The sequence below is a fragment of the Pseudomonas syringae group sp. J254-4 genome (genome assembly GCF_032586855.1).
GTDB lineage: Bacteria > Pseudomonadota > Gammaproteobacteria > Pseudomonadales > Pseudomonadaceae > Aquipseudomonas > Aquipseudomonas amygdali.
Genome location: NZ_JAWHOO010000008.1, coordinates 31730 through 52428 on the forward strand (window position 1 = coordinate 31730; position 20699 = coordinate 52428).

At 57.8% G+C, this 20699-nt stretch carries 17 protein-coding genes, 1 tRNA gene and 1 pseudogene; 7 read left to right on the forward strand and 12 right to left on the reverse strand.

Annotation, left to right across the window (positions count from 1 at the left end; genetic code table 11):
* Positions 1-2: 2 nt before the first annotated feature.
* The 6 genes from RYB09_RS12045 to RYB09_RS12070 form a co-directional block, all read right to left on the reverse strand.
* Positions 3-2453: a TonB-dependent receptor gene (locus RYB09_RS12045; RefSeq protein WP_316888598.1), complete on the reverse strand. Its 2451-nt coding sequence runs from the start codon at positions 2451-2453 to the stop codon at positions 3-5.
* A 533-nt stretch (positions 2454-2986) separates the two neighbouring features.
* A complete protein-coding gene (locus RYB09_RS12050) occupies positions 2987-3655 on the reverse strand; it encodes a DUF3313 domain-containing protein (RefSeq protein ID WP_316888600.1) in 669 nt (222 codons plus the stop codon).
* A 431-nt stretch (positions 3656-4086) separates the two neighbouring features.
* Complete coding sequence (locus RYB09_RS12055; protein ID WP_316888602.1) at positions 4087-4923, reverse strand: sugar phosphate isomerase/epimerase; 837 nt, start codon at positions 4921-4923, stop codon at positions 4087-4089.
* Between the two features lies 1 nt (position 4924).
* Positions 4925-6157 carry an NAD(P)/FAD-dependent oxidoreductase gene (locus RYB09_RS12060; RefSeq protein WP_316888604.1) on the reverse strand — a complete coding sequence of 411 codons (1233 nt, stop codon included), beginning with the start codon at positions 6155-6157 and terminating at the stop codon, positions 4925-4927.
* Positions 6158-6175: 18 nt separating this feature from the next.
* Positions 6176-6496 (reverse strand): MocE family 2Fe-2S type ferredoxin, encoded by a 321-nt coding sequence (locus RYB09_RS12065; protein WP_002553354.1) that lies wholly within the window; start codon positions 6494-6496, stop codon positions 6176-6178.
* A 36-nt stretch (positions 6497-6532) separates the two neighbouring features.
* Positions 6533-7624: a fatty acid desaturase family protein gene (locus RYB09_RS12070; RefSeq protein ID WP_004667662.1), complete on the reverse strand. Its 1092-nt coding sequence runs from the start codon at positions 7622-7624 to the stop codon at positions 6533-6535.
* Positions 7625-7745: 121 nt separating this feature from the next.
* Here RYB09_RS12070 and RYB09_RS12075 point away from each other — a divergent pair.
* A pseudogene (locus tag RYB09_RS12075) lies at positions 7746-8836 on the forward strand (LacI family DNA-binding transcriptional regulator).
* Between the two features lie 6 nt (positions 8837-8842).
* On the opposite strand, the gene RYB09_RS12080 reads toward RYB09_RS12075, so the two are convergent.
* On the reverse strand, positions 8843-10837 hold the full coding sequence (locus tag RYB09_RS12080; RefSeq protein ID WP_316888607.1) for a sigma-54 interaction domain-containing protein: 1995 nt from the start codon (positions 10835-10837) through the stop codon (positions 8843-8845).
* 194 nt (positions 10838-11031) lie between these two features.
* On the opposite strand from RYB09_RS12080, the gene RYB09_RS12085 reads away from it, so the two are divergent.
* The 3 genes from RYB09_RS12085 (at position 11032) to RYB09_RS12095 (ending at position 13858) form a co-directional block, all read left to right on the forward strand.
* Positions 11032-12054 carry a Gfo/Idh/MocA family oxidoreductase gene (locus tag RYB09_RS12085; protein WP_316888609.1) on the forward strand — a complete coding sequence of 341 codons (1023 nt, stop codon included), beginning with the start codon at positions 11032-11034 and terminating at the stop codon, positions 12052-12054.
* Positions 12051-12839, forward strand: coding sequence for a TIM barrel protein (locus RYB09_RS12090; RefSeq protein ID WP_011168510.1), 789 nt, complete (start codon positions 12051-12053; stop codon positions 12837-12839). Before RYB09_RS12085 ends, RYB09_RS12090 begins: the two co-directional genes overlap by 4 nt.
* 92 nt (positions 12840-12931) lie before the next feature.
* Positions 12932-13858, forward strand: a complete 927-nt coding sequence (locus tag RYB09_RS12095; RefSeq protein ID WP_316888613.1) for a sugar ABC transporter substrate-binding protein — start codon at positions 12932-12934, stop codon at positions 13856-13858.
* A gap of 484 nt (positions 13859-14342) precedes the next feature.
* Here the strand turns inward: RYB09_RS12095 and RYB09_RS12100 are convergent.
* From RYB09_RS12100 to RYB09_RS12120, 5 genes are all read right to left on the reverse strand, one after another.
* Positions 14343-14418, reverse strand: a tRNA-Gly gene (locus tag RYB09_RS12100).
* A gap of 66 nt (positions 14419-14484) precedes the next feature.
* Positions 14485-15045: a CDP-diacylglycerol--glycerol-3-phosphate 3-phosphatidyltransferase gene (pgsA, locus tag RYB09_RS12105; RefSeq protein WP_002553346.1), complete on the reverse strand. Its 561-nt coding sequence runs from the start codon at positions 15043-15045 to the stop codon at positions 14485-14487.
* A gap of 32 nt (positions 15046-15077) precedes the next feature.
* Complete coding sequence (gene uvrC, locus RYB09_RS12110; protein WP_005732030.1) at positions 15078-16901, reverse strand: excinuclease ABC subunit UvrC; 1824 nt, start codon at positions 16899-16901, stop codon at positions 15078-15080.
* Between the two features lie 2 nt (positions 16902-16903).
* Positions 16904-17548, reverse strand: coding sequence for a UvrY/SirA/GacA family response regulator transcription factor (gene uvrY, locus RYB09_RS12115; protein WP_002553344.1), 645 nt, complete (start codon positions 17546-17548; stop codon positions 16904-16906).
* A 178-nt stretch (positions 17549-17726) separates the two neighbouring features.
* Positions 17727-18020: a helix-turn-helix domain-containing protein gene (locus RYB09_RS12120; RefSeq protein ID WP_005746418.1), complete on the reverse strand. Its 294-nt coding sequence runs from the start codon at positions 18018-18020 to the stop codon at positions 17727-17729.
* Positions 18021-18149: 129 nt separating this feature from the next.
* On the opposite strand from RYB09_RS12120, the gene RYB09_RS12125 reads away from it, so the two are divergent.
* The 3 genes from RYB09_RS12125 (at position 18150) to RYB09_RS12135 (ending at position 20540) form a co-directional block, all read left to right on the forward strand.
* Positions 18150-18386, forward strand: coding sequence for a DNA-binding protein (locus RYB09_RS12125; RefSeq protein WP_002553342.1), 237 nt, complete (start codon positions 18150-18152; stop codon positions 18384-18386).
* A 708-nt stretch (positions 18387-19094) separates the two neighbouring features.
* Complete coding sequence (locus RYB09_RS12130) at positions 19095-20177, forward strand: 3-deoxy-7-phosphoheptulonate synthase (protein ID WP_122259994.1); 1083 nt, start codon at positions 19095-19097, stop codon at positions 20175-20177.
* 81 nt (positions 20178-20258) lie between these two features.
* Entirely contained in the window at positions 20259-20540 is a 282-nt protein-coding gene (locus RYB09_RS12135) for a peptidylprolyl isomerase (RefSeq protein ID WP_002553340.1), read from the forward strand.
* The last annotated feature ends 159 nt before the right edge of the window (positions 20541-20699 follow it).

Sequence of the window (20699 nt, forward strand, 5' to 3'; positions counted from 1 at the left end):
CCTTAAAAGGCGTAAGTCAGCCGGGTGTAGTAGTAACCGCCGGTAAAACCGTAGGGCGAATAGGTGCCGTAACTGCTGACCATGGTGCTGCTGGGAACCCCCTGTTTCCTTGGATAGATGTCGAACAGGTTCTTTGCGCCGATGGCAACGTTGAGGTTTTTGCTGAGGTTGTAGCCGAGGTCCAGATCGGTGATCCACTTGGCGCTGTACACCCGATCCAGATCGCGATTGGCTGAGGAATTGACCTCTTTGTAGGAACCGTAACGGGTCAGCGCCAGGTTCAGGTTGAAGCGCTCGATGCTCCAGTCGCCGCCCAGAATCAGTTTGGTACGCGGCTGCACGCCAGTAATCAGATTGCGGGCCTCGCGGTCCATCAGCTCATAGGACGTACCGAGGATAGAGGTGGATTCCTTGTAGCTAAGGATCTTTGTCTGGTTCCAGTTGAACGCCGCTGTCCACTTCACTGACCCGTACTGCCCAAGGTCCTGACGGTAGTTGCTGACCAGATCCAGCCCCTTGGTGCGGGTGTCGGCACCGTTGATGAAATACTGGCCGCCCGACGTCGAATCGATGCCGTTGTTGAGCAGCACCTGAGTGACCTCATCACCCAGCAGGGTGCCGGTCAGAGTGATGCGGTCACGCAGATTGATCACGTAGGCATCGGCGGTCAGGGTCAACTGATCGGTAGGCGTCAGGGTGAAACCGAGGCTGAAATTGGTGGAGCGCTCCGGCTTGAGGTCCTCGGCACCCAACGCTCTGGCGGCACCCGAGCCGGTCGGCAGTACGCCGTAATTGATCGACTGATACACGCCGTCCACCACGCCGTAAGTGGTCGAACGTGCACTGAACAGACTGTTGGCCAGGGATGGCGCACGAAAGCCATTGCTGACGGTGGCGCGAACGGCGAACTGCGGGGTGAAGTCGTAGCGTGTGGTCAACTTGCCGCTGCGGGTCGCGCCCACACCTTGGTTGTAATGTTCATAGCGCAGTGCGCTGCCGACATACCAGTCAGGCACAGGGTTGAAGCCTACGTCGACATAACTGGCGACACTGTTGCGCGAGGCGCTGCTTTCTTCATCCGGCGAAATGCCGTTGGTGACCTGCGCACCTGACGATGCACAGTTGCCCGGTGCGACGCAGTAACCACCGTTGGCATAGGATTCATAGTCGCCCGCCTGCACCTCATACGTGTCGCGTCGATGTTCAAGGCCGTAGGACACGTCGAGGGGCTTTTGCAGGCCGATGTCAAAGCCGCGCTTGAAGTCCAGATTGGTGGTCAGCTCGGTGGAAATCCACGTTCCTGATGTGAAGCTGTTGGGCGTGGCCTCACCCAGCGACGGGTTCTGGTTATGCGTGGTGCCCTGCTCCGCCTCGTTGCGCCCGTAAGTGCTGGACAGATCCCAGTCCCATTCACCAAGCGTGCCTTTGCCACCAAACGCAGCCTGAAAATCGTCTTCGTCGATGTACCAGGTCGGTGTGTATCCCGCCGGATAACCATTGGGCCCGGTGGTGATCGTATTGGTAATGGTCGGCAGGCGAAAATTCTGCCCCTGCTCGGCCTTGCGACGCGAATAGGTGGTGAAGGAATACAGACTGAAACTGTCATCGATCGGCAGCTCGGCGTTGTAACCCAGGGTCAGCAGATTGGTTTTCGGCGTGCCGTAACCGCCATACGTGGACTTGCCCGCCAGGTCGTAGGCTTGTTCGTAGCTGTAGCCATTGGCGCTGGCCTTGTTGTCGTCATTCTGGCTGCGGGCATCCAGCGCCAGTTGCACGATACCGCCGTCGCCAATCTCGAAGCCTTTATTGAGGCTTTGCTGCACGGTCTGCTTCTTGCCGTCATAACCGAGCCCGGCGTTGGTCACCGAGGTGCCGCTGGTGTCGGCCTTGAGGATGACGTTAATCACCCCGGCAATGGCATCGGAGCCATATTGAGCCGCCGCGCCATCGCGTAACACTTCGACATGATCAATGGCGCTGATCGGGATCAGATCGAGGTCTGCCGGCGCAGCGCCGGTGTTGATGCCGTTGATATTAAGAGTCGCGCTGGTATGGCGGCGTTTGCCATTGACCAACACCAGCACCTCGGCGGCACTCAAACCACGCAAGTTGGGCGCACGGGCAATGCCGCTGGCGTCCCAACCGGTTTTTTCCGGCAGTGTCAGAGATGGGATGACCGCGCTCAATGCCTCCATCAGGCCGGGCTTGCCAGTACTCTGTAATTGTTTGGCACTGACCACATCGATCGGCACCGGGCTGCTGGTCACGGTGCGCTGCTCGGCACCGCGATTACCGGTAACTACCACGGTGGACAAGGTGCGACGCTCATCCTCGGAGGTTTTTTCCTCGGCCTGAATCGTCCCTGACAGCAAAACGCTCCCTATCGCCAACGCCAGCGGGCAGTAGCCCAGCACGGCAGTCGAGGCTCGGGCACGGTGTAAAGCTTGCTTCATATTCACTCCAGACATGGCCGTCATTGAAGCCATGCATGCAAATCGCAAAGTCGGGCGTTCCTGCTGTCGTAGGGACAGCGCGGTACGCACGTTTCAGGCTGTGCAGGTAAAACCTGCGCGATGAGCTAGCGGTGGGGTGAGAAGCCGGTTGGCGGCAGAAGTGACGCGCAGCGCCTGTCAACAGCAGGGCGAGAGGAATAAAGCCAGTGGCAGGATTGAACAGGCAACATACGTTGAACTCCCTTCCAACGATTCTGCTTGAGGGGACTGGTTTATCCCTCGGTCATGGCGCACTCGACGGCGGCCTGATGCGCAGAATCCTGATAACGATTGGTACCATCCGAGGTAAGGGGTAGGCTGTTGAAACCAAACATAACGGAATCAATTTCGAAAATATAATTCTATTTGGTCATAAGCTAATATTATTATTTTTGATTTATATTTATTTTATTATTCAAAAATAGCATTTTCACTTCTCAGGTGTCTGACTGACAGGAAGACCCGATTATCAGGCCGGGCTTCCCAAGGCTGCTTTACTTTGAGAGCAACAACTCAATCAGCTCATCCGCGCCTCTGGAAATACCCGCCTGCGCCGCCGACAAACGCCCGAAGGTCGAGCTTATGTCATAAACCTTTGGATATTGCCGAGTGACATAGGACTCCAGCAGCCGCGAAGTGGACGCATCGTAGATCTCGACGGCATAGCTGACGGCCCCCGTAAACATACCTTCACGGTCTCTGGAGGCCTGAACGAGGTTATATGACCCCATGCCGATATCGAATCGGGAGAATGTAGACAGCCCGGTAACAGTGGTCTCGGCCCCGGTCAGGGTGAGGCGAATGCGCATTGTCCCGCGTGAAGGTGTGTCGGTGAACCGGAAATGCTTGCCCAGGGCTTCAGAGAACCTGACTGTCATGTCGTTGGCCAGGACGGTCTTTTCGTTGCGCTCCAGGTCTGAAAATTGCGCATCCGCTCCCGAGTAGATCACCACAGGTTCAAGCATTACTTTATCGTATTGGTTCCAGTTGACTGACGTCGAGTACTTGAAGGGAATACGACCCGAGCTGTCCTGTTTGTTGGGCCGCATTTCAAGTGATGACTCGATTCCTGAATAAGGCGACGGCTCGTGACTGGCACACCCCGTGACCAGAAAAACCAATAACAACAGCCCGGCCAACTTCATGTTTTTAACGTAGTGCATGCAGAACTCTCCAGCGTGATCAGGTTATTGAAATTCAAGCACTCACCATCAATCCCCGAGCCCGACTACTATCAGGCACGCACCGTCAAGGGCAGTACCTTTGAAGGGCACTGGTAATATCCCGGGACTGTTTATCCAGAAGCACGTTTTCCAGGGGCACTGTATCTCGGAGCACTCTCTTGCCTGATGCAGGGCCATCCATGATCGCGACGTACCGCGTTGCACGGCATTTAATCGATCATCATCAGACTGCTCTGCGAGGCGCTGCCGGACTGTTCTGGATATGTGTCAGTCTGCAATGAACTGCGAGACCACCAAAACTGTACCGACGTGTATAGTTTTAAACCGTTGGCGATGGGTCGTCAACCTAAAATGTACACATCGGTATGCTTTTGAAGAGTTCACCATTCGCATCAAGCGGGCTGAACCCGTCAGACCCTTGAACGGCAATCATTCCAGATTCCGCGAATCAGATCCTTGAGTAACAGTGCCTCGCTCCAGCGATCTGAAATTTCGCGCCCGTCACTCCCTGTGATTGCATACGGGGGTGGGCCCAGCTCGCACGTGAAAGACAGGCTGGCTGGTTTATTCGGTCGAGCCAGCCAATCTTCAATACCGTAACGCCACCAGGCTGAAAACCGCTCAAGCCAGGGGCGGTGTTGTGCAAAGCTCAAAGGCACCTGCACTTGTTCACTATTGGCTATACGGCCGTGAAAGCCCCAACTATGGCGCAAGATGCTGTGAATGTGCTCGTCGTCCTCGGCCGTCGCCGACTCGGGCAACTCCCGACCTACCACGTAGTGAGACAAATCAGCCAACAGTTTGAGGTCCGGCATCTGCTCCAGCACGTCGAGGGTAAACAACAGATCACTGGTAAGGCGGTAACGGTGAGTTTCCAGCAGAACCGGAAAGTCCACCTGCTCGGCCAGACGCTGCCAGCCCTCGATCAACGTGATCGCCTGGGCCAGCGTCCGCGGACGTGCATCGGCCTGCAGAGTCAGGTGGTGACAACCGTAGCGGCAAGCAACTTCAAGCGCCCTGTCCAGATCGGCTACTGTCTGTGGGAATAGCTGACCTTCAATCTGTAAGCCACGGGCCTCTGCGGCGGCATGCAGCCGCATGACATCGGGGGCATGCCAGTAATGGTCGGTGAACCCGTCAAAGCCGGCGGCGGCAATTCTGTCCAGTTGCACCTCGATGGGAAGGTCACACTGGCCACGATGGTCCTGCATGGCCCATAGCGACTGAAATACCAGAAATGTGTCCATGTCAGAGCCTCAGCAGTTGTTTGAGCGAACACTTGGGGTCGTTGAGCATGGTGACGCTCAGCGGAGTTCTGGCAACGATCAGGCGCTCACACAGCTTGATATCTTTGGCAACGCTGTTGCCCAGCGCCAGGCCACAGGCACCCTGCAGTCGTTGTTGCGCATCCAGGTAGAACAGCAACCGCCCACCGCAGGCCAATGCGCGGCTGGCTGAAGGCAGGGGCTGCGTGGTTACACCGACTGTCTGCACGCTCCAGTCGTACTGATCGGACCAGAAGCCGGGCACCTCCTGGAACGGAAGATCGTACCCCAGCATATTCAATGCGCTGTGGCGCCCCTGCGCTTCGGCGTTGCGCCAGGTCTCCTGCCGCTGATATACCCCCTCCGGGTGCAGGCGATACTCACACACATCACCGGCGGCGAAGATGTCCGGGGCGCTGGTGCGCAGTCGATCGTCGACACGAATCCCTTGCCCCACGGCAAGGCCAGCCGCTACTGCAAGCTCGATGTTCGGCTGCATGCCAACGCCGACAACCACTGCGTCACAAAGCACACTCCGGCCGTCGACCAGCAGCACTGACTCGGCGCGCTCATTGCCTTGCACGCCTTCAAGCACGACATTGAGTTGTACATCGACGCCGTGCTGCCGATGCAAATCCAGCAATGCCCGGGACACTTCTTCAGGCAAGACGCGCCCGGCCAGACGAGGGCCTGCTTCGAGCAACGTCACCTGGCAGCCTAGAGCCCGCGCCGTCGCCGCAACTTCAAGGCCAATGAACCCGGCACCGATGATCACCAGGCGTGAACCGTGGATCAAGGCACCCCGCAACGCCAATGCTTCATCGTGGGTGCGCAGGTAGAAAACATTGCTCAGGTGCCTGGGGATCTGTGCCAGGCAACGCGCCCTGCCCCCGGTCGCCAACAGCAATCGGCTGTAAGGCAACTCATCGCCGTCAGCCAACTGCAGGCGATGACCCTGCGGGTCGAGGCTCTTTACCGGATTGTCGGTCAGATGCTCGATACCCAGCTCAGTGAGGCGCGTGTCCGCACACAGGCTGCAACCGGCCAGGTCCACGGAGCCTCGCAGCACGCCCTTGGACAAAGGTGGACGCTCATACGGCACGTGCGGCTCGGCGCCGATCAGTATCAGTCGGCCGGCGTAACCCTGATCGCGCAAGGTCAGCGCTGCACGGCCACCTGCATGACCCGCGCCAACGATAATCAATGGAGCATTCATGGCATGCACTCCTGATTTTCAGTCACTGACCGCAAGCAAAACCCGCCCGGCTTCGACCCGTACGGCAAAGGTCTTGAGATTGACGCACACGGGTGCTCCCAGGGCTTTGCCATTGCGATAGTCGAAGCGGCCGTTATGTTTAGGGCATTCGATGACGTGATCTATTACCAACCCGTCGGCGAGGTGAATCTTTTCGTGGGTGCACAGGCCCGCCGTGGCGAAAAATTCGTTGTCGGCGGAACGGTATACGGCATAGGTATGCGGGCCGTGATCGAAGCGCATGACGTCTTCTTCATCAATTTCGCCCACGGCGCATACATCAATCCATTGATTGTTCATGGTTTTTCTCTCTCGTTCGGGAACAACCGGAAAGTGTCAGCCGGAGGTCGCTTCAGGCTGGGGACGTGCGGCGGTGGCAGGCGCTGAAGCATGTGACACCTGGCGCTTGATGAAGTAGGTCGGGTCGCGGCGCTGCCTCAGGAGGGTTGGAATAATTTCCTTGAAGGCTTCGCCGAGGCTGGCATAAGGCGGCGGACAGTCGTGGCGGATCTCTTCATGAAGTTGCGCCAACGCGTGATACGGCACCATCGGGTACATATGGTGCTCAAGGTGATAGTTCATGTTCATGTACAGAAAGCGCAGCACGCGGTTCATGTAGATAGTGCGGCAGTTGCTGCGATGATCGAGCACGTCTTCAGCCAGCCCCACATGTTGAGTAAGGCCGAACAGGTAAGACAGCCAGCCGCCATAAAGCATGGGCAAACCGACGTACATGAGGGGTAACCAGCTTTGCAGATACAGTGCCGCAGCAACCACTCCGGCATAAATGGCGAGCCAGATACGCGCGGCCAGAAACACTCTGGGCCATTCGGACACCGGGATGAAATCCTTCTCTTGCTCGCTCATGTGCGCAAAAGCATGTCGGCACACGCCGCCCATTGTTTTGATCAGCAAGGGAATCTGAAACAGGCTCAGGAACATCATCACAAGGCTCGGCGGCCGTGGCTCGACAATTTCCGGGTCGCGGCCTACCACGATAGTGTCGGTATGGTGCCGCGCATGGCTCCAGCGCCATACATGTGGCTCGAACATGCACATGAAACTGGCCACCTGGTACAACCCGTCATTCATCCACCGGGTTTTGAACGCGGTGCCGTGGCCAGTCTCGTGCCAGCGCGGGTTGGAGGCTGTTGCGTAAAGAACGCCGTAAGCCAGGAAGAACGGCACACATGCCCAGGAACCCCAGAACCAGTAGCCGCCAAAACCGCTGACCAGCAGCGCCAGCAACCAGATTGCAGTGTCGAGCAAGGCCGGGCCGTCGCGGCGCTGCATCAATTGTTTCATGCGTTGACGAGAGATGGGCGACTGGTACCACTCGGCAGATACCAGGCCTTTTTCCGCTGCACGGGCAGCTTCGGGGCCGGTCAGGCTATAGTCGCGCTGACAGGCTGCAGTGTCTTGAGGCATTGTTATTATTCTCCGCAAGTGTGAGGTTTCAGGAACTTTGCGTAAGAAAATATAGAGAGCACCCACCCCCCTCTCAAGGCCTTGAATACATTCACTATCAAGCTATCATCGAGCATCTGCGGTGCTTGATAGTTTTCTATCAAGCCGCTTCAAGGGCATGTCATGAATAACAATAAGCGCCCCACCATCGCGACTGTTGCCGCGCAGGCAGGCTTGAGTGTCGCGACTGTCGATCGCGTGCTCAACGCCCGCGCTCCGGTAAACCCCGCTACCGCCGAGCAGGTGCTGAAGGCCGCGGAAGCAGTGGGTTATTTCGCCGCACGGCTGATTGCGCAGCGCATTGTCGAGCAACGTCCCACTTACCGTTTCGGCATTCTGTTGCTGAACACCGCCCAGGCGTTCTATGCCAACCTCGCTCAGGCCATTGGCCAGGCCGCGCAACGTCGTATCGGGGCCAATCTGACCTGCCAGTTCGAATACGTGACTGATCGCAGCCCGGCCGCCATCGTTGCCCAACTCGAACAACTGGCAGTGCAATGTGACGGCCTGGCGGTGGTCAGCTTCGCCCACCCGTTGATCAACGCTGCTCTCGAACAGATTCGCCAGGCTGGCGTCCCGGTGATAGCGCTGCTTTCAGACATTCATGAGAAGGCCGATGAGCCTTATGTCGGTCAGAACAATTATCAGGTCGGACGCACCATGGGCTGGCTGCTGGCCCGTACCTGCGGTGCTCGCAAAGGCAGCATCGGCATTTTGCTTGGCGGCCATCGCTTTCTTGGCCATCAGGCGCGGGTTGAAGGGCTACACAGTTACCTGGCAGAACATGCGCCGGGGTTACGTCCTCTGGTGCCGCTGATCAACCTCGACAACTGTGATATCACCGAAGAGGCGAGCCTGGAATTGCTGGGCAATCATGACGATCTGCGCGGGCTGTGCGTGGTGGGCGGTGGTGGCGACGGCATCATCAGTGCCCTCGCGCAACTGCCCAGACGTCCAGCGCTGTGCTGCATTTTGCAGGAGTCCACCAAACTGTCGCGCCTCGCACTCGCGAACGGGCTGGTTGACGTGGTGATCGACTCCCAGCCTCTTCAAATTGCCGAGGCACTGGTAAATCTGCTGATCGAGTTGCAGACCGTCAACAGCTTCGATCCGCTCAGGCACCGGGTGTATGTACCGCTACAGATCGTGACCTCGGAGAATACCGACGCCTGATCGGCGTCAGAGCCCTCGAAAATCGGCGGCATTCAAGCCGAATCGACTCATTTTGTTGTACAGCCCGCCGCGGGAAACGTTCAGCTGTCGAGCAGCGAGGCGAATGTTGCCTCGGGTGCTTTCGAGCGCCGCAATAATCGCGTGCATTTCGTGGGTGCCAAGGTCATGGGCCGCCAAAGGCACTGGCAGCCGGCCCGGCACCGCGGGGCCGCTGCGCTGCCTGATTTCAAGGGGCAGATCGGCGGGCTGGACGAGCTCACCCGTGGCCAGATTGGTCGCGCGCTCAATGCTGTTTTCCAGCTCTCGCACGTTGCCCGGCCAGCTATAAGCCACCAGCAATTCCAGAGCTTGCGCAGAAAGCCCCAGCACTGACTTGCGCAATGAACGGGCACAACGATCAAGAAAATGTTGCGCCAGCAAGGCAATGTCTTCCCGACGCATACGCAGCGGCGGTACGGTCAGGTTGAGCACGTTGAGTCGGTAATACAGATCTTCACGAAAGGCGCCTTCGGCCACTGCCTGACTCAAGTTACGGTGAGTGGCGGCAATGATGCGTACATCCACTGGTCGCGAGCTTTTCGCCCCGACCCGGGTTACTTCGCCCTCTTGCAACACCCGTAACAGGCTGACCTGCGCGTCGAAGGACATGTCGCCGATCTCATCAAGAAAGATCGTGCCGCCATCGGCCAGTTCGAACTTGCCCGCCGACCCGCCTTTAGCCGAACCCGTGAATGCGCCCTCGACATGGCCGAACAGCTCGCTTTGCACCAGGTCCCGGGGAATCGCGCCACAGTTGACCGCTACAAAAGGCCCGCTATTGCGGTCACTCGCATTATGGATCGCCTGGGCGAACAACTCCTTGCCGGTGCCGCTTTCGCCAAGAATCAAGGTGGTGGAATCGCTGCGACTGGCGATCCGCCCGAAATGCACGGCATCTGCAATCGCCCGTGAACGGCCCTGAATGGTCTCGAACGTGTAACGGGCCTGAGTGCCGATAATTCGCCGGGTGATCTCCCGAATGCGCCGATTTTCTCGCAGCGACACCACGCGCCCGCCCTGCTCCAGTGGGCATACCGAAACCAGACAGGACAACTGGCTGAAATCATGCAGTTCAAAGGTGCAGTCCAGGTCCCGCAGCCCTTCACCGATACGCGCCAGAATCTGCTCGTTCAAATCACTGCGCCCCAGACGCTGGAACGGGCTGCCCAGCAAATCCAGGCCGACCCGAAAAAGCTGCCGGGCATAGCGATTGAGCGCTTTTATACAGCCTCGTTCGTCCAGTACCACCAAACCTTCGTTGAGCACTTCGAGAACGGTTTGCTGTTCTTCCAGCAGCGCCTGCAAGGCCATTTGCCGCGAGACGGCCTCGGCCGCCGCCTGGACAGTGCCGAGCGTATGAAAATGGAACCAGCCAGGTTCTGCGGTCAGGGTCAGCATCGCCAGGGTCTTGCCTTGGGCATTGCGAATGGGCGCCGCAGCGCAATGCATCCGCCGCTGACGAAGGCCTGTACCGAAGTTTTCCTCTGCCAGTACATACACCAGGGAATCTTCAGCCAGGGCCAGCCCGGTGCAGTTGGTGCCCTGCACCGACTCCAGCAAGCGCGTACCTACCGGCGTCAGATCCAGCCCGCAAAAATACAGTGTGGTGCCCTCAGCATCGGTGAGGTTGATATGGCCTCTCGGGTTATAGGCAAGCAAGCCGCGCATCACTTGAGCTGCTGCGGCAATCAAAACCCGATTGGCCGTCAGAGTAGCCGCAAGGTGTTGAGGGTCGACAAACCGGTAGTCGCTGTCTTCCGGGTTCACGCCGCCTGCGATGCTGCGTCCCCAGGAATCCCAAATAACCTTCCTGACCGTCGCCGGGCGCTCGTCAACGCCACTCAGGCGCGCCCGCCAGGCCTGTTCCAGTTCAGGTATGGGACCGCTGTTGAGTGCAACCGTACCCAATGCTGTGAGGTAACCGAGGTCTTGCACGCTAAAGGTCGCAGACTGTGAGGGCATTGATGTATCCATGTTCATATAGTCGACATGTCAGTATAGACATGTCATTAAAATGAACATTGTTTGGCTAAAAATTATTAATAACACTTTAAAATCAATAGCTTAATTTGTGGCATAGCCTTTGCTCTTCCCCCTTTTACCCGGCGCGCTTACAGCCGGGAAATAATCGAACAACAATTAAAAAGGGTTATTTCATGAGCAAAAAAATTCTCCGCCTTGGTCTGATCGGTGCCGGTCGCATGGGCAGCTTCCACGGCCAGACCGCTGCCTACCACATTCCCGGTGCCTGCCTTGCAGCCATCGCCGACCCCACTCCCGGCCAAGCGTCGCGTCTGGCCGCAGAGTTAGGGGTAGATCGGGTCTACACCGACCCGCAGCAATTGCTGGACGACCCAGACCTGGATGGCGTGCTGATCGCTGCCCCCGCGCGCAGCCACGCAGAATTGGTCATCAGCGCGGCGCGGGCCGGCAAGGGCGTTTTTTGCGAGAAACCCATGGCGATCACTCTCGAGGAAGCCGACCGCGCTATCGCTGCGGCCGCCGATGCCGGCGTGCCCTTGCAAGTCGGTTTCAACCGTCGCTTCGCCAAAAGCTTTCGTACGGCTCATCTGAACGTGGTTGAGGGGCGTATAGGTACACCGCAACTGTTGCGCTCGTTAACCCGAGATCCTGCGCTGAACAATCCGGCAGCCTCGCCGCAATGGGTGATCTTTCTTGAAACGCTGATTCATGACTTCGATACCCTGCGCTACCTGAACCCCGGTGCCGAGGCAGTCAGCGTGTTCGTCATCGCTGATGCGCTGATTGCACCGGATTACAAGAACAATGGGTTTCTGGACACAGCGGTGGTGATGATCCGTTTCGACAACGGTGCCATTGCCACCGCTGAAGCCAGCTTTCAGGCGGTCTACGGTTACGACGTCCGGGGCGAGGTCTTCGGCAGTGCCGGCATGTTGACTATGGGCAACGTCAGTGAATCTGATCTGACCCGTTATCTGGCCAATGGCATACAGGCCGACTCCCAACGACTGGACACCGACCTGCTGCGTGACGCCTACATCGCCGAACTCAATCATTTTGCCGACTGCCTGCGTACCGGGGCCAAACCCCTGGCCAGTGGCGAAGATGCCCGAGCGGCGCTGGCCATTGCCCGCGCCTGCATCGAGTCGTTCCAGCAAGGCCGGCCGGTGGCGGTGTCACGAGGAGTCTGCGCATGAGCTCCATACCATTCACATTAGCGGTCAGCGCCGAGATGGTGTTCCTGGATTTACCCTTCACCGAGCGTGTCAGGCGTATTCACGAGCTGGGCTTCAGCGCCGAAATATGGAGCTGGGCCAATAAGGACATCGCGGCGCTGGCTGCCACAGGGGCGAATTTCACCTCCATGACTGGCTACACCCACGGCAATCTGACCGACGCAGACGCAATCCAGCACCTGCTGGACAGCGCACGCGAATCCCTCGCGGTTGCAGCCCGGCTCAATTGCCCGAGCCTGAACCTGCATGGCACGGGCCTTGACGACAAAGGTCTGCCCGTCAATCCGGTGGCTCATGTCAATGGACGCATGTGGCTGAGTGCCTGCAAAACGCTGGAAAAACTCGCTCGCCTTGGCGAAGAGGCAGGCCGGGTATTCTTGCTGGAAAACCTGAATACCGAGGTCGACCACCCCGGCACCCCGTTCGCTCGCGCTGAAGACACATTGGCCCTGATCGAGGCCGTGGGCAGCCCGCACCTGAAAATGAACCTGGACCTTTATCACGCGCAAATCGGCGAAGGAAACCTGATCGAACTCATCCAGCGCTCAGGCAGCGCCATAGGAGAAATCCAGGTCGCCGACGTTCCCGGTCGCCAAGAGCCTGGTACGGGTGAAATTCATTATCCCGCCATTGCCAGAGCGTTGTTCGATATGGGCTACACGGGTGTCGTCGGGCTTGAAGGCTGGGCCAGTGGCAACAGCGAAGCAGCACTGGAACGCTTCAAAAAAGCCTTCACCCTGACTTGAGGAACACCTTGGCAAGCTCTCGTGAAAAGCGCTGGAAACGTTCATGACAGGTCTTGGTGAACGTCACACATAACAACAAAAGGAAACGTCTCATGCCCTTCTGCAAACTGTTTATCGCCGTGCTGTTACTGGTTTCCAGCCAATGGGCTGCTGCGAGTTACCGAATTGGCGTCACGATCGCCAGAGTCGACGATAACTTCATGACCTATGTGCGCAGCGGCCTGGAAGAAGCTGCCCGAAAAGAGAATGTGCAGCTCCAGTTCGAGGACGCTCAAGGCGATGTGGTTCGCCAGATCAATCAGGTTCAGGGCTTTCTCAGCCAGAAAGTGGATGCGGTTATCGTCTTGCCGGTGGACACCGCCGCCACGGCAAATATGACCCGCGCAGCGGTCGAGGCAAAGATGCCGCTTGTCTACGTCAACCGTCACCCGGATGAGCGCGTCTTGCCCAAGGGCGTTACCACCGTGGCGTCCAACGACATTGAGGCAGGACAATTGCAGATGCGCTATCTGGCAGAAAAGATGGGAGGCAAAGGTACTATCGCGCTCATCATGGGTGACCTTGCGCAGAACTCGACACACGACCGCAGCGAAGGCGTCAAACAGGTGCTCAAGGACTATCCGGGCATAACGATCGTCGAGCAGCAAACAGCGGAATGGCAACGTAACAAAGGTATGGACCTGACCAGTAACTGGCTACTGGCGGGCAGAACCGTTGATGCCATCGTGGCCAATAACGACGAGATGGCCATCGGCGCCGCCATGGCGTTACAACAGGCTGGCAAAGCGAAGGGGGAAGTTGCAATTGTAGGCATTGACGGCTTGCCTGATGGCCTGGCGGCAATCAAACGTGGAATGCTGGCAGCCTCGGTGTTTCAAGACCCGAAGGCCCAAGCGACCACAGCTCTGCAATCGGCCATAAAAATGATCAAAGGCGAGCCGGTCGACGCCGAGGTCTGGGTGCCCTTTCAACTCATTACACCGGAGCAGGTAGCGGTGTTCGAGCAACATTATAAATAGTAGTCGGGAAGGCGAGTATCGAATGGTGGGATGGACGCCCTGACCAGATGAGTTTCGAAGTTCAGAGGCAACGCATGGCATGGGCTACCAAGCCGGGTATCGACACTGGCGTAGAAGGTGTGCGCTGGGTACAGCGCTGCCAATAACGATACCGCCTGGGTGAACTATTAAAGCGCTGACTGCCGGGTTTCTTACCCGGCAGGATGGCTGCCCTGCCGACGATTCAACCGACAGTGGCTTCCTTGACGAAGTCTTCGTAGGTGCGCAGCGGGTACCCGATAATGGCCTCCAGCCGGTCTACTGTTCCTTCGACTGCTTGAGGTAGCGACGGCTATATGGCTTCGGACGCCAAAACTGCTTCAGACAAGCAGAAGTACATCACAAGAAAGTAAACCCGGGATATTTATCGCAAAAACGAAAAAAGACGCCTAAGCGTCTTTTTTGTTAATCCCATATGCCTTTTGGGCATACATGGATTTAGATTTGGAGCGGGAAACGAGACTCGAACTCGCGACCCCGACCTTGGCAAGGTCGTGCTCTACCAACTGAGCTATTCCCGCATTGTCTTGATGACGGGCGCTATTCTAGCGTTTCAGAAAGCTGCGTCAAGCCCTTGATTCAAAAACTTATTTTTTTTCTGCCGTAGTCTTGAGGTGCGGCCATGCGGCTCTGAGGTATTGCACCATCGACCACAGGGTCAGCCCCGCTGCAACGAGCAGCAATGCGTAGCCGAGAATCACCCAGATCGTGATCGCAGGCGGGTTACCCAGCAGAATAACCAGCGCGAGCATTTGCGCCGCGGTTTTCCATTTGCCCATATTGGAAACGGCAACCTGCGCACGCGCGCCGATTTCCGCCATCCACTCGCGGAGTGCAGAAATCACGATTTCGCGACCGATGATCACCGCTGCGGGCAGCGTCAGCCACAGATTGGCATGCGCCTGAACCAGCAGCACCAATGCCACGGCCACCATCAGTTTGTCTGCTACCGGGTCGAGAAAGGCGCCAAAAGGCGTACTTTGTTCAAGACGGCGGGCCAGATACCCGTCGAGCCAGTCGGTCGCCGCAGCGAACGCAAAGACTGCACTGGCGGCCATGTAGCTCCAGTGATAAGGCATGTAGAACAGCAAAATGAAGATCGGAATCAATAAAACGCGTAGTACGGTGATCAGATTAGGGATATTCATCGGCACAACTGGCTACGAGGTGAGCGGGCATTCTACTCGCTGTGCAGGTTTGCATAAATCGACTCTGCCAGCTTTTTACTGATTCCGGGTGCTTTTGCGATTTCATCGATGCTGGCACGGGACAATTCCTGTAATCCGCCGAAATGTTTGAGCAGGTCACGACGCCGGGTCGGCCCGACGCCTGCAACGCCTTCAAGGGTCGAGGTGCGCCGGGTCTTGCCGCGCCGCGCGCGGTGACCGGTGATTGCGAAGCGGTGAGCCTCGTCGCGAATCTGCTGAATAAGGTGCAACGCCGGAGAATCGCCGGGCAGCGTGAATTCATGTGCTGCGTCGTTCAAGTAAAGGGTTTCAAAGCCCGCCTTGCGCGTGGTGCCCTTGGCGACACCGAGCAGAATCAGATCAGGCACCTGCAATTCATTGAGCACATCACGGGCCATGGACATCTGGCCCTTGCCGCCGTCCACCAGCAGCACATCCGGCAACTTGCCCTCCCCGGCCTTGATGCGGCTGTAACGTCGGGTCAAGGCCTGGTGCATGGCGGCATAGTCGTCGCCCGCCGTCACGCCTTCGATATTGAAACGCCGGTAATCGGACTTGATCGGGCCTTCCGGACCGAACACCACACAGGACGCTACGGTCGCCTCACCACTGGAGTGGCTGATGTCGTAGCATTCGAGGCGCATTGGCGGATCTTCAAGCCCCAGCACCTTGGCCAGCGCTTCGAACCGCGACGCAACATGCTGACGGTTGGCCAGCCGCGCAGTCAGTGCCTGCTCGGCATTGGTGACCGCCATTTGCTGCCAGCGCGCCCGGGTGCCGCGCACGCGATGACTGATAACCATCTCGACGCCGCGCAGTTCTTCGACGGCGTCGACGAACGCAGGGAAATCGTCGTTGATGACATTGACGATGACTTCGCCGGGCAGCTCACGGTCGATGCCGCCGAGGAAATACTGAGCCAGGAATGCCGACATCACTTCGCCGACCTCCTCTTCTATGCCGACCTGCGGGAAGAAGTTCTTGCTGCCCAGCACCCGCCCGCCCCGCACGCTGATCAGGTGCACGCAGGCACCGCCAGGGTTGACGAACGCGGCGACCACATCGACATCGCCGGTACCGCCGTCCATGCTTTGCTGATCTTGGACGCGGCGCAACAAGGCGACCTGATCGCGCAACTCGGCTGCGCGTTCGAAGTCGAGCGCCATCGCGGCTTTTTCCATGGAGGCGTTCAGTTCGTCACTCAGGGCATTGCTGCGTCCCTCGAGAAACATCACCGAGTGACGTACGTCCTCGGCATACACCTCAGGCTCGACCAGCCCGACACACGGCCCTTTGCAACGTTTGATCTGGTATTGCAGGCAAGGACGTGTGCGGTTCTTGAAGTAGCTGTCCTCGCACTGCCGCACCTGAAAGGTCTTCTGCAGCAGGCTAAGGCTCTCGCGAATCGCGCCGGCACTCGGGTAAGGCCCGAAATAACGGCCCTTGGCCTTTTTGGCTCCCCGATGAATACTCAGTCGCGGGTAGTTACCATCGGACAGAAACACATAGGGATAGGACTTATCGTCACGCAGCAGAATGTTGTAGGGCGGCCGCCACTCCTTGATGAGGGTCTGCTCCAGCAACAGCGCTTCAGTTTCGTTGCCCGTGATGGTCGTTTCAATCTGGGCGATGCGCGACACCAGCGCTCCGGTCTTTGGCGCGTGTCCGGTCTTGCGAAAATAGCTGGCAAGACGCTTCTTGAGGTTCTTGGCCTTGCCGACGTAAAGCAGTGTGGCTTCGGCGTCGAACATACGGTAGACGCCGGGACGACCGCTACAGGTCGCGAGAAATGCACTTGGATCGAAAGTCTGGGTCATGTTCAGGCGCTGGCATCAACCATGCCGTGACGTACAGCGAGCAAAGCCAGTTCAACATCACTGCTGATCGAGAGCTTTTCAAAGATACGGTATCGGTAGGTATTAACGGTTTTCGGTGACAGGCACAGCTTGTCCGAGATGGTCTGGACTTTCTGGCAGCCGACAATCATCAGGGCAATCTGGATTTCACGCTCGGAAAGCAGATCGAACGGCGAATTGTTGACCTGCGGCTGAAACGACTTCAAGGCCAGCTGCTGGGCAATCTGCGGGCTGATGTAACGCTGACCGGCAAACACCAAGCGAATGGCCTGGACCATTTCGGCAAGCCCCGCACCCTTGGTCATGTAGCCGGCAGCACCTGCCTGCAGCAAACGGGTCGGAAACGGGTCTTCTTCACAGACAGTGACTGCGACGACCTTGATATCAGGGTGGCTGCGCAGCATCTTGCGCGTCGCCTCCAGCCCACCGATGCCCGGCATCTTGACGTCCATGAGTACAACATCAGGCTTGAGCTCGCGCGCCTTCTTCAGTGATTCCTCGCCGGAATCAGCCTGCCCGACAACCTGCAGACCGTCTATGTCGGCCAGCATGCGTGTGATGCCTGTCCGGACAAGATCATGGTCATCGACAACTAGCACCTTAATCAAGCAGACACCTCGCGCAACGGTCATAACGAATGCCAATCACCATAACAAAAACAATGAGTCAGACCTAGCACTGCTAACTCAGACTCTCGACAACTTGACGGTGGGTGCTTCGAGAACGACAAAAAAAACCCGCAGGCCGCAGGAAAGCAGGCTGCATGTCCGCCTCGCAATGCTTACCCTAAGGAAGCTTTTCAGGAGCGGAAAGCTCGGCAATGGTCGTCGTCAAACGCCTGATCGCATCCTGATCATCCTTGGCCAACACCCGGTAATTACCCAGAATCTTTTCTTCGATCACACTGAGGTTGTCAATCGGCACCGGCGTGCGCGCTCCCGTCAGCACATAGAGCACATCCACACCTTTGGCCGCCACCGCAGCCAGGTAATCGGCCTTGGGCGCGCGATCACCATTTTCATACTTTCCCTGGGCGTTAGCCTCAACTCCCCCTATTTCACCGAAGGTACGCTGAGACATGCTCAGACGCTCTCGTTCTTTTCTCAGCCGACAACCGATTCCACTCATTTGAATCTATGATCCTGTTAAAGCCATCCTAACGAATGTTAGAATCCCGCGGAATTGAATAGATTTGAACGGTTTTGAACTATGCCCGGAATACGCACCGCCGCACAAGCCAAGGCCTGGCTCGAACAACAGGGAAAATCTGTTCAGGAATTCGCTCGGGAAAACAGCATTGATCCGGCGACCACTTACCAGGTGCTGGCAGGCCGCAAGAAAGGCAGGCGCGGTGAAGCGCATAAGGTAGCCGTATTGCTGGGCATGAAGATCGGGACGATCCCGAACATGCAAACCCCGCAGGAAGAAGTAATGGGTGAAGAGTAGCTGATCCTGCCGGAGACTGCAGGCGCAATATCAATATGTAGAAGCCTGGCCGCACCATAGCCTGCCGCCAGGTAACTGTCATCAGCCGTTGAGCGGTTTACCCCTCGCCCTCTGGACCACCACGTCAATGCTCGTAGCCATTGATAATCCTGGTGATTGAATTTTCCAATTGAATGCGCCGCCGCTCCTGAAGTAAGCTTCGGAGCAATCAACGGAGACCCACCATGCTGCAATCCACTTCATCACTGCTTAAAGCGGCCACCGGCATTTCCTGCCGTGCATGCGCTGTGGCTGTGCGGGTTGCCTCGGTGAATGCTCCTGTTCAGCTCAACTCTTATTATGGGTATTGGTTTAGCCACTGGCGCGCCTGATACCCATCCGGCGCCCACTTCAAGGGGACGCCAACCAGAGAATTCTCTACCCCCGGTCGGCTTCCCGACCGGGGGTTTTGTTTTTTCAGGGTCAGGTATTTTCAACCCTTCCTAAATATCACGCTGCACATTGAGGATCACGACATGAACTATGCCACTTATTACCGCAACGACATCGACTTCGCTTGGCGATTTAGCCATCTCCGTTCGGGACAGCCTGCCGCCTCCGTTCGGTCACTGCCAGGTGGCAACCACAAACGCCCGGCCAATAAGGCCCTTTGTCGAACACCCCAGTAGGTCTGCGCGGGACTGCCCCGCCAGCCCAGGAAGCCAGAATATGAATTCGTCCGTTGCCGTAAAACCGTCCGACCTGTCCAGCCATGCCGTTGCTCTGGCAGACAACAGCCCCGCCTCGAAACGCCTGCCCGGCACGATTGAACTGAAAATGCGCCTGCCACTGAATGCAGCGCTGACCGAACAGGTTGCTGCCCATCGCCGCGCCGTACGCGCCATCCTTGAAGGTGAAGACTCGCGACTGCTCGTTATCGTGGGCCCCTGCTCGATCCATGACCCACAATCTGCTCGTGAATATGCCGAGCGACTGGCCGGCCTTGCGGCGCAAGTCAGTGACCAGATGCTGCTGGTCATGCGCGCCTACGTCGAAAAGCCGCGCACGACAGTGGGCTGGAAAGGCCTGGCGTACGATCCCCATCTGGACGGCAGTGACGATATGGCTGAAGGCCTTGCGCTGTCGCGACAACTGATGTGTGACATGCTGGGCATGGGCCTGCCGATTGCCACCGAGATACTGCAACCCATGGCCGCGGGCTATTTCGATGACCTGCTCAGTTGGGTCGCGATCGGCGCACGTACCACCGAGTCGCAAATCCATCGGGAAATGGCCAGCGGGCTGCCCATGGCAGTCGGCTTCAAGAATGGCACTGACGGTGGCGTCGCGGTGGCCAGCGATGCAATGCGTTCAGCGGCGCATCCGCATCGCCACTTCGGCATGGACGGTCACGGTCATCCGGCAATCATCCAGACGCAGGGCAATCCGGACACTCACATTGTGCTGCGCGGCGGCCACAGCGGCCCCAACTACGATGGCCAGAGTGTCGCTCGGGTGCAGGCCAGCCTGACCAAAAACAATATCGCATCGCGAATCATGGTCGATTGCAGCCACGCCAACAGTGGCAAGGACCCGTCACGCCAGCCCCACGTCTTTAACGATGTTCTTGAACAGCGCCTGGCCGGCAATACCTCACTGATCGGCATGATGATCGAGAGCCACCTGTTCGACGGCTGCCAGGCATTGGGCGGGACGCTGCAGTACGGCGTTTCGGTCACCGATGGCTGCCTTGGCTGGGAAGGCACCGAACAGCTATTGCGTCGCGCGGTTGACCGTCTGCGTTACAGATAAACAGAGCGAAGGAACTTTGTCGGGAAATACCGCACTGAATCCGGTAGGCTGTTTCTTTTTTTTCACAGGAGATTATTCCCCATGGCTAAAGCCACTGCCCGCCACATCCTTGTTTCGAGCGAAGAAAAATGCAACGAACTCAAGGCTCAGATCGAAGGCGGCGCTGATTTCGCTGAAATCGCCAAGGCCAACTCCAGCTGCCCATCGAGCCGTCAGGGCGGTGACCTGGGTTCGTTCGGTCCAGGCCAGATGGTCAAGGAATTCGACACTGTCGTATTCAGTGCTCCGGTGAACACCGTTCAGGGTCCGGTAAAGACTCAGTTCGGCTACCACCTGCTGGAAGTGACCAGCCGCCAGGACTGATCCTGCTGCGCCGCATGCCAGACGGCTCATCTTCGGATGGGCCGTTTTTGTATGTGGTCGTTTTCAACAGCGCAGTGGCCCAGCCTGCGCGCAGTGGCTTGGCGAAGCGGCCATTTGTCTGTAGAAGATAGCGCGATGCAGAGGCATGAGCGCTGCCGG